General features: G+C 72.9%; 12 protein-coding genes. 4 read left to right on the forward strand and 8 right to left on the reverse strand.

Annotated elements, in window-relative coordinates:
• Nucleotides 1-14: 14 nt before the first annotated feature.
• From V2W30_RS26755 to V2W30_RS26785, 7 genes are all read right to left on the reverse strand, one after another.
• Nucleotides 15-1,487 (reverse strand): penicillin-binding transpeptidase domain-containing protein, encoded by a 1,473-nt coding sequence (locus tag V2W30_RS26755; RefSeq protein WP_338700426.1) that lies wholly within the window; start codon nt 1,485-1,487, stop codon nt 15-17.
• Nucleotides 1,484-2,869 (reverse strand): FtsW/RodA/SpoVE family cell cycle protein, encoded by a 1,386-nt coding sequence (locus V2W30_RS26760; RefSeq protein WP_338700428.1) that lies wholly within the window; start codon nt 2,867-2,869, stop codon nt 1,484-1,486. Before V2W30_RS26760 ends, V2W30_RS26755 begins: the two co-directional genes overlap by 4 nt.
• Nucleotides 2,870-2,909: 40 nt before the next feature.
• On the reverse strand, nt 2,910-3,266 hold the full coding sequence (locus V2W30_RS26765) for an SH3 domain-containing protein (RefSeq protein WP_338700430.1): 357 nt from the start codon (nt 3,264-3,266) through the stop codon (nt 2,910-2,912).
• Between the two features lie 120 nt (nt 3,267-3,386).
• The gene (locus V2W30_RS26770) at nt 3,387-4,661 is read right to left on the reverse strand and encodes a HAMP domain-containing sensor histidine kinase (protein WP_338700432.1); all 1,275 of its coding nucleotides are present in this window, start codon (nt 4,659-4,661) and stop codon (nt 3,387-3,389) included.
• On the reverse strand, nt 4,658-5,398 hold the full coding sequence (locus V2W30_RS26775; RefSeq protein ID WP_338700434.1) for a hypothetical protein: 741 nt from the start codon (nt 5,396-5,398) through the stop codon (nt 4,658-4,660). The genes V2W30_RS26770 and V2W30_RS26775 overlap by 4 nt, the downstream gene beginning before the upstream one ends.
• 37 nt (nt 5,399-5,435) lie before the next feature.
• Nucleotides 5,436-6,065 carry a class F sortase gene (locus tag V2W30_RS26780; RefSeq protein WP_338700436.1) on the reverse strand — a complete coding sequence of 210 codons (630 nt, stop codon included), beginning with the start codon at nt 6,063-6,065 and terminating at the stop codon, nt 5,436-5,438.
• A gap of 49 nt (nt 6,066-6,114) precedes the next feature.
• The gene (locus V2W30_RS26785) at nt 6,115-6,366 is read right to left on the reverse strand and encodes a hypothetical protein (protein ID WP_338700438.1); all 252 of its coding nucleotides are present in this window, start codon (nt 6,364-6,366) and stop codon (nt 6,115-6,117) included.
• A gap of 350 nt (nt 6,367-6,716) precedes the next feature.
• On the opposite strand from V2W30_RS26785, the gene V2W30_RS26790 reads away from it, so the two are divergent.
• Both V2W30_RS26790 and V2W30_RS26795 read left to right on the forward strand, forming a co-directional pair.
• Entirely contained in the window at nt 6,717-7,520 is an 804-nt protein-coding gene (locus tag V2W30_RS26790) for an NERD domain-containing protein (RefSeq protein ID WP_338700440.1), read from the forward strand.
• A gap of 150 nt (nt 7,521-7,670) precedes the next feature.
• Nucleotides 7,671-10,589: an AfsR/SARP family transcriptional regulator gene (locus V2W30_RS26795; protein ID WP_425244703.1), complete on the forward strand. Its 2,919-nt coding sequence runs from the start codon at nt 7,671-7,673 to the stop codon at nt 10,587-10,589.
• Between the two features lie 77 nt (nt 10,590-10,666).
• Here the strand turns inward: V2W30_RS26795 and V2W30_RS26800 are convergent, their stop codons facing one another.
• On the reverse strand, nt 10,667-10,885 hold the full coding sequence (locus V2W30_RS26800) for a hypothetical protein (protein WP_338700442.1): 219 nt from the start codon (nt 10,883-10,885) through the stop codon (nt 10,667-10,669).
• Nucleotides 10,886-11,107: 222 nt separating this feature from the next.
• Between V2W30_RS26800 and V2W30_RS26805 the strand changes: the two genes are divergently transcribed.
• Nucleotides 11,108-12,841 carry a non-ribosomal peptide synthetase gene (locus tag V2W30_RS26805; protein ID WP_338700444.1) on the forward strand — a complete coding sequence of 578 codons (1,734 nt, stop codon included), beginning with the start codon at nt 11,108-11,110 and terminating at the stop codon, nt 12,839-12,841.
• Nucleotides 12,838-14,091, forward strand: a complete 1,254-nt coding sequence (locus V2W30_RS26810) for a cytochrome P450 (RefSeq protein WP_338700447.1) — start codon at nt 12,838-12,840, stop codon at nt 14,089-14,091. Before V2W30_RS26805 ends, V2W30_RS26810 begins: the two co-directional genes overlap by 4 nt.
• Nucleotides 14,092-14,140: the final 49 nt, after the last annotated feature.

The following is a 14,140-nucleotide window of genomic DNA, read 5'->3' on the forward strand; positions in this document are numbered from 1 at the left end:
GGCCACTTCCCGCCCTACGAGTCCGAGGAGTTGAGGACCGCCTCCATCACGGCGCGGGCGATCGGCGCCGCGCTGCCGCCGCCGCTGATGTCGTCCCGGTCCGCGGAGGCGTCCTCCACCACGACGGCCACCGCGACCTGCGGCTGCGAGGCGTCGTCCGCCTGCGCGTAGGAGATGAACCAGGCGTACGGGATGCCCTCGTTGTTCACGCCGTTCTGCGCGGTGCCGGTCTTGCCGCCGACCGTCGCGCCGGAGATCCGCGCGTTGGTGCCCGTGCCCTTCTCGACCACGTTCACCATCATCTGCTGCAACTGGGTCGCCGTGTAGGGGGACATGGCCTGCTTGTAGGTCTTGTCCCCGGTGGACGAGACCGTGGTGCCGTCGTTCGTCGTCGTCCTGTCGACCAGGTGCGGCGACATCAGCGTCCCGCCGTTGGCCACGGCCGCCGCGACCATCGCCATCTGGAGCGGCGTGGCCGCCGTGTCGTACTGGCCGATCGAGGAGAGCGCCAGCTGCGACTTGTTCATGTCGGTGTCGAAGTTCGACTTGGCGGCGGTCATCGGCACCCTGATGCCGGTGTCGTTGAAGCCGAAGTTCTCCGACATCTTCACCATGTCGGAGAGCCCCACCTGTACGCCGAGGTTGGCGAAGACGGTGTTGCAGGAGACCTGGAGCGCGTATTCGAGCGTCGCGTCCTCGCAGGCCGCCGACGCGGACTCGTTCGTCAGCTGTGTCGTCGTACCGGGCAGCGTGTACGGGGACGGGGTGTCGGTCGGCGTGCTGATGCCGTTCACGACGTTGTTCTCCAGGACCGCGGCGGCCGTGACGACCTTGAACGTCGAACCCGGCGGATACGTCTGCCGGATCGCCCGGTTGAGCATCGGCTGGTCGGACGAGGCGTTCAGCCGTGACCACGCGTTCGTCGTGGAGCTGCCGGTCCCCGCGATGTCCCCCGGGTCGTACGAGGGGGTGGAGACCAGCGCCAGGATCTTCCCCGACGACGGATCGATCGCCGCGACCGCGCCCTTCTTGCCGCCGAGCCCGGAGTACGCGGCCTGCTGCGCGCTCGCGTCGATCGTGGTCACCACGTTGCCGCCGGGCTCCTGCGTCCGCGAGATCTCGTCCCAGAACGGGATCGGCGAGAGCATCGGATCGGTGCCGGAGAGGATGTCGTCCTCGGCGCTCTCCACGAACGTCGTCCCGTACGTCTGCGAGGCGTACCCGGTGACGGGGGAGTAGAGCGGCCCGTTCTTGTACGTGCGCTCGTAGCGCAGCGACTCCCCGGTGTCCTTCGATCCGGTGACCGGCTTGCCCTGGACGAGGATGTCGCCGCGCGGCTGGTCGTAGCGCTGGATGGTGGAGCGGCGGTTGGCCGCGTTGTCGTCGAGCGACTCGGCCTGGAAGACCTGGACGCGGGCCGCGTTGAGCAGCAGCGCGACCAGCAGGACCAGGCAGAAGACCGAGGCGCGGCGGATGTACTTGGTCACTTGGCGCCCTCCGCCGGGTTCATGGGGGCCGCGGACAGCAGCCCGCCGCGTGCCTGGTCGCTGACCCGGATCAGGATCGCGACGATGATCCAGTTGGTGACGAGGGACGAGCCGCCCTGCGCGAGGAACGGCATCGCCATGCCGGTCAGCGGGATCAGGCCCATCACGCCGCCCGCGATCACGAAGACCTGGAGCGCGACGATCGAGGCGAGACCGATCGACAGGAGCCGCCCGAACGGGTCGCGCAGCGCGAGCCCCGCCCGGTAGCCCCGCTCCACCAGCAGCGCGTACAGCAGGAAGATCGCGGTCAGTCCGACCAGGCCCAGCTCCTCGCCGGCGGTCGCCAGGATGAAGTCCGACTTGGCGGCGAAGCCGATGAGGATCGAGTGGCCGAGCCCGAGCCCGGCGCCGAGCATGCCGCCCGCCGCGAACGCGAACAGCGACTGCGCGAGCTGGCTGGCGCCCTCACCCGCGTCGATGGAGGCGAAGGGGTGCAGCCAGTCCTCGACGCGGCTGTGCACATGGGGTTCGAAGGAGGCGACGAGGACCGCGCCCGCCGCGGCGAGCACCAGCCCGATCAGGATCCAGCTGCCGCGGCCCGTGGCCACGTACAGCATCACGATGAAGAGGCCGAAGAACAGCAGGGACGTACCGAGGTCGGTCTCCAGGACCAGGACGCCCACGCTGATCAGCCAGATCGCGAGGATCGGCGCGAAGACGCGCATCGTCGGCAGCTGCAGTTTCCAGATCTTCTTGCCCGTGTATCTGAGGGCGTTGCGGTTCGCCGCCAGATAGCTGGCGAAGAAGATCGCGAGCAGGATCTTGGCGAACTCGCCGGGCTGGATGGAGAAGCCGCCGATGCGGATCCAGATCCGGGCGCCGTTCACGGCGGGGAAGAAGATCGGCAGGATCATCAGGATCAGCGCCGTGACGACCGACAGGTACGCGTAGCGCTGGAGCACGCGGTGGTCGCGCAGGAAGACCACGAACGCGATGAACAGACCCACGCCGAGCGTCGACCAGATCAGCTGGGTGGGGGCCGCCTCGTCGTTGGGGGTCTCCAGGTCGAGGCGGTAGATGAGGACCAGGCCGAGGCCGTTGAGGAGCACGGCGATCGGCAGCAGCAGCGGATCCGCGTACGGGGCGCGGAACCGGACCGCGAGGTGGGCGAGGAGCGCGAGCACGCCGAGCCCGGCGCCGTAACCGGCGGCGCCGGGCGGGACGGAACCATTCTTCGCGAGCCCCACGTCGCAGTATCCGTAGACGCTGAGCAGGACGGCCAGAACGATCAGGGCCAGTTCGGTGCCGCGCCTCTTCGGCACGCGGACCGCGGGTACCGAGGACGGTGCTGTTCTTCCCGTGGAGCCCGTTGATCCGGTCATGCCGGGAACGTAGCAAGCAAGTCCGCGATATCCGGTTATGTCAGCACCAGCGGGGCGCCGCGCCGATGTTGCTGATGTACTTCGCCGAACCCCACGCCCAGGTGCCGTCGGTCAGCAGGTACCAGAGGTGGTTGCCCTCGACGTTGTCGCCGCCCGTCTTGCAGAAGATCGGGACGATCGCGTTGTACGGCTCGGTGCGGATCACGCGGCTGCCGCGCGTCGGGGCGTCCCGCAGCAGCAGCCCCGACTTGGCGGTGACGCGGCCCTTGTAGATCGGCGGGTGGTTGTTCGCGCCGTCGTCGGCGAGAGCGGGGGTCGCTGTCGCGGCGACTCCGAGGAACACCGTGGCGGCGGCGACGGCTATGCCGAGGCGGCTGGTGACGGTCCGTGCGCTCATGGAGGCCTCCTGAGGAGAGCTGGGTGCCGGGCCGGTACGGGCCCTGCCTCTCACCTAATGCGCCGGGCGGGGCATGCGCACGGCAGCGGGCTCCGCCAGGGTGACGGCGGTGACCTGGGGCTATCCCGGCCAGGCCACCGGCTCGTCGTACGGCAGCGTCAGCGTCGCCAGCGCTCCGCCGTCCTCGGGGGCCGAGAACACGAGCCGGGCGCCCAGGACTTCGGCCTGCCCGAGCGCGATCGTCAGGCCGAGACCGTGGCCCTTCGCGCCGCCCTCGGTACGGAACCGCTGCGGGCCGTGCTCCACCAGGTACGCCGGATAGCCGTCGCCGTGGTCCCTGACCGTGATCACCGGACCGTTCACCGTGAGCACCACGGGCGGGCCGCCGTGCCGGTGGGCGTTGGCCACGAGATTGCCGAGGACCCGCTCCAGACGCCGCCGGTCGGTCATCACGCACACGTCCCGTACGACGACGACCTCGGTGACCGTGCCGGAGGCGCGCACCACCCGCTCGGCCACCGGGCCCAGCCAGTTCGCGTCCAGGTCGACGCGCTCGCTGCGCGCGTCCAGCCGGGAGATCTCCAGCAGGTCCTCGGTGAGCGTGCGCAGCGCGGCGACCCGGTCGCGGACCAGCTCGGTGGGGCGGCCCGGCGGCAGCAGCTCGGCCGCCGCGTGCAGACCGGTCAGCGGGGTGCGCAGCTCGTGCGCGACGTCCGCGGTGAAGCGCTGCTCGGTGAGGATCCGGGCCTGGAGCGAGGACGCCATGCTGTCCAGGGCGCCCGCCACCGCGGCGACCTCGTCCTGGTGGCGCGCGGGGTCCTTGGTCCGGGGGTCGTTGACCCGGGCGTCCAGCTCCCCGGCGCTGATCTTGCGCGCGACCCGGGCCGTCGTGTGCAGCCGCCGGGTCACACGGGTCACCGCGAACGCGCCGACCAGCAGCGTCGCCCCGATGGCGAGCACGGACGAGCCGAGGATCGCCTGGTCGAGGCCGTCGATGGTGCGCGAGCCCTGCGAGTAGTCGATCCGCACGGCGAGGGACCGGCCGCCCTCCGCCGGGCCCGCCGCCCACATCGTCGGCCGGGAGTCGTGGCGGCCGACCTCGGTGCCGCGCCGCCCCTGCACCGCGAGCGCGTGCAGCGCGGCGGGCAGGTCCGGCGGATCGACGCCCGCGCCGGGCGGCAGCCGGCCCCCGGCCTCGTACCGCGCGGTCGCCTCGCCGAGCAGGGTCAGCGCCCGCTCGCGGGCCTGGCCCACCGTCTGGTTGGTGACCGAGACGTGCACGAGGATGCCGAGCAGCGCGGCCAGGGCGCAGCACATCACCGTGATGAACGCGGCCGCCTTCCAGGTCAGCGACGCGGTCCAGGACGGCAGCCGCGGCCGCTGCGCGGACGTCATGAGCGGCTCGGTGACGGCGTGCGGGACGGGCGGGGGGAGACCGTCGGGGTGACGGACGGGGTGGGGGACGCGTCGGGCGCCGGGGTGCGGGGCGGCCCGGTGCGGATGATCTCGTCGCGCGTCGGCAGTATCGCCTTCTGGTGCGTGTCGTACGACCAGGACGTCCGGTACTCGTATCCGGGCAGGTCGGCGGCGGAGCGCACCACGACATTGCGCCCGGCGAGCTGGACGTTGATGACGGCGTCCTTGTCGTCCATGATCTGGATCAGCTTGCCGCCCGTGTACGTGTAGACCTGCGTGTACAGCTGACGCTTGGGGGCGCGCACCGCGACCAGCAGATCGTCCTCGCCGTCGCCGCTCAGATCCCGGTAGTACGCCTTCAGGACCGGGCATGCCGCGGTCCGCCGGCCCGGGGCGCCGCAGTCGGCGACCGCGTCCACGATGTCCTTGTAGTCCTCGGGGTCGGCGCTCACGCGGGCCCGCACGACGGCCACCGGATCGACCTCGCGCAGGTTCCCGTCCGGTACGTCGACGCCCTTGATCACGGCGGTCTCGCCCGCGCCGTAGTCGTCGGCGGCGCGGGAGGCGGGCGGCAGCGAGGGCCACAGCCGCTCCGGGCCCACCGCCGTCGGGGTCGCGCCCGCGCTGCGCAGACCGCCGGCGTCGCCGCAGCCCGCGAGGAGCGGGGCGGCGGCGCACACGGCGGCGGCCGCGACGGCGAGACGCCTGTTCGTCACTGCGCTCCTGACTGCCGGGCCGCTCTCCGGCGTCGGCTCACTCGGTGCCTCCGACGAGGTCCGCGAAGAGGATGATGTTGTCACTGCGGTGACCGTCCACGATCGGGCCGCCGCAGGTCACGAGGCGCAACGTGGGCCGGTCGGTGCTCGCGTACACCTTATGGGTGGGGAATTCCTTTTTATTGACCTGCTGGATCTCGCGCACCTCGAACGTCGCCGTGCTGCCGTCCGCCCGCGGCACCTCGATCCGGTCGCCCGCCCGCACCTTCGCCACGTGACGCATCAGCGCCGGGCCCCCGGCCGTGTCGTAGTGCGCGACGAGGACGGAGGCGCCCGTCTGCCCCGGCGTCGGCGACCCGGTCCACCAGCCCGGCTCCCCGGCCTTCGCGACCGGCGGCACCTGGAGCGCGCGGTCCGCGTCGAGCCCGAGGCGCAGCATGGAGTGCGCGTCGACCCCGGCGGCGGGGATGCGCAGGCCGGTCGGGGCGCTGCGGTCCATCGCGGGGGCGTCCCGCGCCGCCCGCCCGGCCGGGGCGGTGGTGGCGTGGACGCTCACGTCGGGCGCCGGGCCGCCGCTGTTCGCGCCGCCCTGCCCGCAGGCGGTGACCCCGGCGGCCAGGGAGGCCGCGAGGAGCGCGGTCGCGGCGATACGGGCGTGGATCTTCACGGGTGCTCCAGAGGGGACGGGGAGAAGGGCCGGGGTGCGGGGGAGGGGCTCAGGCGTCGGCGCGCCCGCGCCGCACCGTGGAGTACACGAGCCCCGCGGCGCCCGCGGCGGCCATCCCACCGCCCGCCGCGAGGAAGAACGGGTTGGCCGACACGTCCTCCGGTGACTGCGCCGCGGGCTGCTCGTGGCCGGGTTCGGCCGGGGGCCGGCCGTCCGCGAACGCCGCGGTGGGCACGAGCACGGCACCGCCGACCGCGGCGGCGACGAGGGCGCTGCGCAGGAGAGTGAGGCGCGGGCGCATGGGTGACTCCGTCCCTGTGAGGTGCGATGAGGTCGTGTGAGGACCCGTGACGAGCGGTCCTGTGGGTTCTCCGGCGCGAGGCCCCGTGAGGCGGGGTCCTCTGGCGTGCGGCCCCGATGACGTGGGGCCCTGTGATGTCCGGTGCGGCCTCTGGTGTGACCTGATGTGGTGCCTTCACCGTAAAAGTCGGGCATCACGGCACTTCGGCGACTGTGTAACAGCGAGCCCACGCTCTGCGCCCGATGTGGTTAATGCCGCCGGACCGAGGGGTTACGGGAGGCATGTCGCGCTTGCGGGCTTCTTGCCCTGCGGCGGCCCTTGCTGCTCCCATGGTCAGGAGGTGATGGGGCATGGACGGACTGCGCGTCGTACCGACCTGGCGGCACGGCCGGGAGCGGCTCTACGTGTGCGGGGGTGACGGCAGGAACGTCGCCTGGTACGACCGGGAGGCGGCCAGGGTCAACCTGCTCAGCGAGGCCGGCAGGGACGACGTCCTCGACGCGCTCGGCCCCTTCCTCACCGGGCAGGTGACGGTCGGGCCGCCACCGGTGCCCACCCCCGTCGAGCTGGCCAGGCTCAGCCTCCACCCCGACGACGACCTCGCGCCGAACCGGCCCGGCGAGGCCCTGGTGATCGCCCTCGACCGCGATCCGGGACCGCAGCGCAGGCTGCGCGTCGACCCGCGGCGCCGGGCGCTGGCCGCGCAGCAGCTCGTCGGCGAGATCCTCGACGGCCTGGAGGCGGCCGGGTGGCGGGTGCTGCACTCGGTGCCGCTGCCCGGCGGCTCGCACCTGCACCACCTGCTGATCGGGCCCGGCGGTCTGTTCGCGCTGCACGACCTGCCCGCGCGCCGCCAGCGGGTCCGGGTGAGCGATCCGACGGTCTCGGTCGGCCGCGGAGAACCGGAGCCGCTGCTGCGCCGGGTGCGGGCCGACGCGTCCCGTGCCTCGTTCGCCCTCACCGCCGAAGTGCGGGCCGCGCTGGTGGTGACGGAGCCCGTCGCGGTGGACGTGCTCGCGCCGCCGCGCGACGTACGGATCCTGACGGCGCCCGACGTCTCGGGGCTCGCGCGCTCCGGCGGACTGCTGAAACCGGCCGACGTGGAAGCCCTGCACGCGATGGCGAGGGACCGCGGGACATGGGCCCGCATATGAACCCGGGCACCGAATTATTTGCGTTATCGTCGCGCTCCTGCCGTTATGGAGCACACCCGTCCGCATGTATAGTCCAGTCGTTTGGGTGGTCGATGGGAGCAGCCGGATCAGCGGCTGGGGCCACCTCTGAGCTGGGGGATGTGCATGGCTATGCGGAACGGTCCGGTGTATCGAATTCTCGGTCCGCTCGAAGTCGCCTTCGAGACGGTGCCGGAGAGCCGGGTGCCGCGTGGCCGAAAACAGACGGTTCTGGCCGCCCTGCTCCTCGAAGCGAATCGTGTAGTCAGCACAGAGTCCCTGATGGAGGCGGTGTGGGGGGAATCTCCGCCCCTTACCGCGCGGACACAGATACAGACGTGCATCTCTGGCCTGCGGACGTTGCTGGGGGAAAGTGGGCGCCCTTCGAGCATCGTCACGAAAGGCCCCGGCTACATGATTCAGGTTTCCGAAGGGGAGCTTGACAGCCAGGTTCTTCTTTCCGGAATTTCCGAAGCACGCGCACTTCTCAGGGAAAACCGCACCGACGAGGCGCAGGAGATTCTCCGCTCCGTCCTTTCCCTGTGGCGCGGCCCCGCAATGAGCGGTACGGGGAGCGAACTCCTCAGGCTGCGCGCCCAGCACCTGGAGGAGGCCCGCCTCACCGCCCTGGAGACGTACGCGGGGCTGCGGCTCGACGCGGGACGCCACACCGAACTGGTCGGCGAGCTCAGGACCTTGCTCGCCGAGCACCCGCTGCGCGAGCGCATACGGGGCCAGCTGATGCTCGCCCTGCACCGCTCGGGACGCACCGCCGAGGCGCTGGAGGCCTACCGCACCGGGCGCCGGCTCGCCGTGGAGGAGCTGGGCCTCGAACCCGGCGACGAGCTGAAGGAGATCCAGCTCGCCATCCTCTCCGGCGAGGCCGGGGTCGTCGCGCCCGCCGCGGCGCCGGGACCGCCGCCGCCCGTCGCCGCCGAGCCCGCCGCGGTCGCGGACGTGATCGTGGACCCCGATCCGTCCGAAGCGGCCGACGCCCCGCTCGTGCCGCGCCAACTGCCGCCGGACGTCGTGGGGTTCGTCGGCCGGACCGAGCGGCTCAGGACCGTCGAGGAACTGCTCACCGGACCCGGCGACTCGGGCGTCCGCGCGGTCGCCCTCACCGGACCGCCCGGCATCGGCAAGAGCGCCCTCGCGCTGCACGCCGCCCACCGGATCGCCCACGAGTTCCCCGACGGGCAGCTCTACTGCGACCTGGGCGGAGCGCCCGGCAGCAGGCTGACCGCGAGCGACGTGCTCGGCCGGTTCCTGCGGGCGCTCGGCGTACCGGGCGAGGCGATCCCCGCGTCCTGCGACGAACGTGCCGCGCTCTACCGGCAGTTGCTCGCCGGACGGCGCATGCTCGTCGTCCTCGACGACGTGACGGGCGAGGCGCAGCTCGGCCCGCTGCTGCCGGGCCCTGGACCCGGCGCGGTCCTCGTCACCGGCAGCCCCCGGGCGGCCGGTCTGCCCGGCGTACGGGCACTGACCGTGGACGTGCTGGAGGACGACGAGGTGCTGCGGATGCTCGCCGCCGTCGTCGGCGAGAAGCGGGTGTCGTGCGAGGCGCAGGCCGCCGAGACGCTGGGCCGCATCGTGGGCCGGCTGCCCCTGGCGCTGCGTATCGTCGCGGCCCGGCTCGCCGCCCGCCCGCACTGGTCGCTCGCGTGGATGGTCGAGCGGCTCTCCGACGAACACCGCCGCCTGGACGAACTGGCCTACGGGGACCTGGCGATCCGCACCGGGATCGCCCTGTCCTACGAGGCGCTGGACGACAGCGCCCGCCGCCTGCTGCGTCTGCTGAGCCTGCCGGACGGGCCCTGGACCGGCGGCTGGGTCGCCGCCGCCCTGCTCGACGTGGACCTCTTCCAGGCGGTCGACCTCCTCGACCAGCTGGTGGAGGCGCAACTCCTCGAAGTGGTGGGCAACGACCCGACGTCCAGCCCCCGGTACCGGCTGCCCGGACTGATCCGGCTGTTCGCCCGCGAGGAGCTGGAGCGGCACCGGGACGCCGACGGCGGCGACGCCGCCCTGGAGCGGGTGGTCGGCGGCTGGCTCAGCCTCGTCGACGAGGCGCACCGACGGATCTACGGCGGCGACTTCACCGTCCTGCACGGCCCCGCGCCGCGCCGCCGCCCGGCCGGACTCGCCCTGGACCGGGTCCTCGCCGACCCGCTGGGCTGGCTGGAGTCCGAGCGCGCCAACGTGTGCGCGGCCGTCGGCCTCGCGGCCCGCACCGGACAGGTGGAGGCCTGCTGGGACCTGGCCACCGGACTGGTCTCGCTGTTCGAGGCGCGCTGCTACTTCGAGGACTGGGAGCGCACGCACCTCCAGGCGCTCGACAGCGTGCGGGACGCCGGCGCCGACCGGGGCCGCGCGGCGCTGCTGTGCTCGCTCGGCTCGCTGCACCTGAGCCGCTCGCAGCTCAAGGCGGCACGCCAGCGCCTGGTGCCCGCACTGGAGTTGTTCATCGGCCTCGGCGACGTGCACGGCTGCGCGCTGGCCCGGCGCAATCTCGCCCTCCTGGAGGCGCGCAACCGCAACCTGGAGGCCGCCCTCGGCCGCTTCTGGGTGGCGCTCGGCGAGTTCCGGGAGGCGGGCGACCAGGTGGGCGCGGCCAGCGTGCTGGTCCATATGGCCCGGCTCGAGGGCGACCGCGGCAACTGGAGCACCGCGGGCGGCTATCTGCACGAGGCCCTTGAGATCTGCCAGGGCGCCGGCAGCCGCCGCGTCGAGCTACAGGTGCGCTATGTGCTCAGTGATCTGATGCAGCGTCAGGGGCGGTACGAGGAGGCCGAGGACGTACTCACCGACCTGCTGCGGCAGGTGCGGGAGCGGCGGGACGTGGCGGGGGAGTCGCGGGTGCTCCAGCGGCTCGGCGGCGTCAGCGCCCGGCTCGGCCGCAACGACGACGCCCAGCGCCTGCTGCGGGCCGCCATCGCGACCAGGGAACGCATCATGGACCGGGTGGGCGCGGCCGAAGTGCGTCTGGAACTGGCCCAGTTGGAGGTCGCCCTGGAGGACAGGGTGACGCCGTCCGGGTCCGGCGGCTAGGGCCTGTCCGGCGGAGCGGAACCGGCTCCTGCACCAACAGCGCGGGGCCCGGTCCATGGACCGGGCCCCGTGACGTGTCAGCCCAGCGGCCACGGGGTGTCGTCGGTGGTGGCCGTCGTTCCGGTGCCGGTACCCGGGCCCGGCCACGGCGTGTCCAGCGGGGTCGCCGCCGCACTCACGCTCCGGTCGCTGGGGGAAGGCCAGGGGGTGTCGGCGGCAGCCTGCCCGCTGAGCGCCACCGGGAGGACGGCCGCTGCTACCAGGGAGGTCACCGCGATCGAGAGGGTCTTCCGCACGTCTGCTCGCTTTCCGAAGCCGATGAGTCGGCCGAGTAACTGGTTGCTCGGTGCAGCGATGCTATGCAGCCCCGCTATCGACTCGCTATCGCTGCGCCTATCACCGCGCTACCCGCCCCCGATATACGGCCGAAAGCGCACCGGTAGGAGCCCTCCCCAGGATGGGCCGCGGCGGTGACCGAAACCCGGTGACCGTGTCGATCCGCACCTGGAGGATGGTCCGTGGACGCCCAGTACGGCACGCACCCCCCGTCGATCGCAGCGCGCTTCGCGCGGCAGGCGTCCCTCGCCCCCGAGCGGACCGCCGTGCGCGGCGAGGACGCCGAGCTGACCTATGGGGAGCTCGACCGCCGCTCCGACCACCTGGCCCGGCACTTGCAGGACAGGGGAGTACGGCCCGGCGACGTGGTCGCCCTCGACGCCGACCGCCGCGCGGCGACCGTCGTCGCCCTCCTCGGCATCCTCAAGGCCGGCGCCGCCTATCTCGCCCTGGAGCGGCGCTACCCGGCCGAGCGCCGCCGGGTCGTGCTCGCCGACAGCGGCGCGAGCGTCGTCCTGACCCGCGACGACCTCGACACCGTGCCCGAGGGCCCGGCCCCGGACCCTGTCACGAGCGGCCCCGACGACGTCGCGTACGTCGCCTACACCTCGGGATCGACCGGCACCCCCAAGGGGGTCCGGGTGCCGCACCGCGCGGTCCTGCGGCTCGTCGTGGACGCCGACTTCCTCACCATCGGGCCCGACGACGTCGTCCTCCAGTACGCGCCCGTCGCCTTCGACGCCTCCACCCTGGAGATCTGGGGGCCGCTCCTCAACGGCGCCCGCCTCGACATCGCCCCCGACCGCGACCTCGCCGTCGGCGAACTGACCAAGCACATAGGCCACTTCGGCATCACCGTGCTCTGGCTCACCGCCGGTCTCTTCCAGCAGGTCGTGGAGTACGGCCTCGACGACCTCGGTGGCGTACGGGTCCTGCTGGCCGGCGGCGACGTCCTGTCGCCGCCGCACGTCAACCAGGCCCTCGCGGCGCTGCCCGGCCTCACCCTCGTCAACGGCTACGGGCCCACCGAGAACACCACGTTCACCTGCTGCCACACGATCACCGGCCCCGTGGACGGCGCCGTGCCGATCGGCCGCCCGATCCGCGGCACCGGGGTGCACATCCTCGACGCCGACCTGCGCCCGGTGCCCGACGGCGAGAGAGGCGAGCTGTACGCGACCGGCGACGGGCTCGCCCTCGACTACCTGGGCCACCCCGAGCAGACCGCCCGCGTCTTCCTGCCCGACCCCTTCGACGAGCGGCCCGGCGCCCGGATGTACCGCACCGGCGACCTGGTCAGCCGCCGCGCCGACGGCGTCCTGGAATACCACGGCCGCGCCGACCGCCAGGTGAAGATCCGGGGCTTCCGGATCGAGCCCGGCGAGATCGAGGCCGCGCTCGCCGCCCGCGACGACATCGCCGAGGCCGCCGTCGTCGCCCAGCCCCAACCGGGCGGCGGCAAGCGGCTCGTGGCCTTCGTGACCGGCCGCGGCGGTGCCCGGCCCGCCACCCTCGCGCTCCGGCGCGAACTGGGCGAGGTGCTGCCCTCGTACACCGTCCCCTCGCAGATCCGGGTCGTCGACGCGCTGCCGCTGACCGACAACGGGAAGGTCGACCGGGCCGCTCTCGCCACCGACACCTCACCGGCCAGGCCCGAGCTGAACGCCGAGTACCGCGCCCCCGCCCCCGGCATCGAGGCCGCCGTCGCCGGACTGTGGAGCGACCACCTCGGCATCGAGGGGATCGGCGCGGACGACGACTTCTTCGAGCTGGGCGGTCACTCGCTGGTCGGCGTGCGCATCACCGCCGACCTGGAGCGCGAGTACGGCGTGCAGATCTCCCCGGTCACCTTCTACCTCGCTCCCACCCCGGCGGGTCTCGCCGAGGCCGTCGCGCAGGCCGGGGGCGACCGATGAGGATCGCCGGTGCCCCCGTCGCCGGCCAGGCCGTGGACCCGGCCGCCGCCGACCTGTTCGACCCGGAGTTCCACGCGAGCGGCGACCCGCACGCCCTCTGGGCCCATCTGCGCGAGCACGCCCCGCTGCACCGCCAAGTCCTGCCCGACGGGCGGTGGTTCTGGTCGGTGACCCGCTACGACGACGTGTGCCGGGTGCTCGGCGACCACCGCGAGTTCACCTCCGAGCGCGGCTCCGTGCTCACCCAGCTCGGCCACGACGACGTGTCCTCGGGCAAGATGCTGGTCTCCACCGACCCGCCGCGCCACAGCGAACTGCGCCGCCCCATGAACCGCAAGGTCACCGCCCGCGCCCTCGCCGACTGGGAGGACCGGATTCGCCGGGCGGTCACCGAGTTCCTCGCCCCCGCGCTCGACGGCGGGGCCTGGGACGTGGCCGAGCGCGCCTACCGGCTGCCCATGACCGTGGCCGGCGCCCTCATGGGCGTACCGGAGAAGGACTGGGACGACCTCGTGCGCTGGACGGCGATGGCCGCGGCGCCCGACGACGCGGAGTTCCGCATCGGCAGCCCCGCCGCCACCCTCGCCGTCGCCCACCACCAGACCTTCGAGTACTTCGCCGCGCAGGTCCGCGAGCGCAGGAAGCGGTCCGGCGAAGGACCGGCCGAGGACCTCATCGGGCATCTGATGACGATGAGCGCGGGCGACGCCCCGCTCACCGACGAAGAGGTCATCTACAACTGCTACAGCATCCTGCTGGGCGCCAACGCGACCACCCCGCACACCGTCTCGGGCACGCTGCTCGCCCTGAGCGAGCACCCCGACCAGCTGCGCAAGGCGGCCGGTGACCCCGACGCGGTGATCCCCTCCCTGGTGGAGGAGGGCCTGCGCTGGACGTCGCCCGCCAGCAGCTTCCTGCGCTACGCCGTCCAGGACACCGAACTGGCCGGCGGCCGGGTGGCCGCCGGGGACGCCGTCGCCGTCTGGGTCGGCTCGGCCAACCGCGACGAACGCGTCTTCGCCGACCCGTACCGCTTCGACGTGCTGCGCGACGACAACCGGCACATCGCCTTCGGCTACGGCCCGCACTACTGCCTGGGCGCCCCGCTCGCCCGGATCACCTTCCGCGTCCTGTTCGACGAGTTCTTCCGCGCGTTCCGGTCGGTCGAGACCGCCGGGCCCGCCCGCCATCTGCGCTCGGTGTTCATCGCCGGGCTCACCCACCTGCCCGTGGTGACCGCACCGCGCTGACCCGCGCCCCGGCCCCCTTCCCTCGCCCCGCCACCCCACACGATTGCGA

The organism is Streptomyces sp. Q6, assembly GCF_036967205.1.
Taxonomy (GTDB): Bacteria; Actinomycetota; Actinomycetes; order Streptomycetales; family Streptomycetaceae; genus Streptomyces; species Streptomyces citrinus.

What these genes read in the sequence shown, in the direction of transcription:
- V2W30_RS26760 (WP_338700428.1), bottom strand. Translation starts at nt 2,869, where the DNA reads ATGACCGGATCAACGGGCTCCACGGGAAGAACAGCACCGTCCTCGGTA.
- V2W30_RS26765 (WP_338700430.1), bottom strand. Translation starts at nt 3,266, where the DNA reads ATGAGCGCACGGACCGTCACCAGCCGCCTCGGCATAGCCGTCGCCGCC.
- V2W30_RS26770 (WP_338700432.1), bottom strand. Translation starts at nt 4,661, where the DNA reads ATGACGTCCGCGCAGCGGCCGCGGCTGCCGTCCTGGACCGCGTCGCTG.
- V2W30_RS26785 (WP_338700438.1), bottom strand. Translation starts at nt 6,366, where the DNA reads ATGCGCCCGCGCCTCACTCTCCTGCGCAGCGCCCTCGTCGCCGCCGCG.
- V2W30_RS26790 (WP_338700440.1), top strand. Translation starts at nt 6,717, where the DNA reads ATGGACGGACTGCGCGTCGTACCGACCTGGCGGCACGGCCGGGAGCGG.
- V2W30_RS26795 (WP_425244703.1), top strand. Translation starts at nt 7,671, where the DNA reads ATGCGGAACGGTCCGGTGTATCGAATTCTCGGTCCGCTCGAAGTCGCC.
- V2W30_RS26810 (WP_338700447.1), top strand. Translation starts at nt 12,838, where the DNA reads ATGAGGATCGCCGGTGCCCCCGTCGCCGGCCAGGCCGTGGACCCGGCC.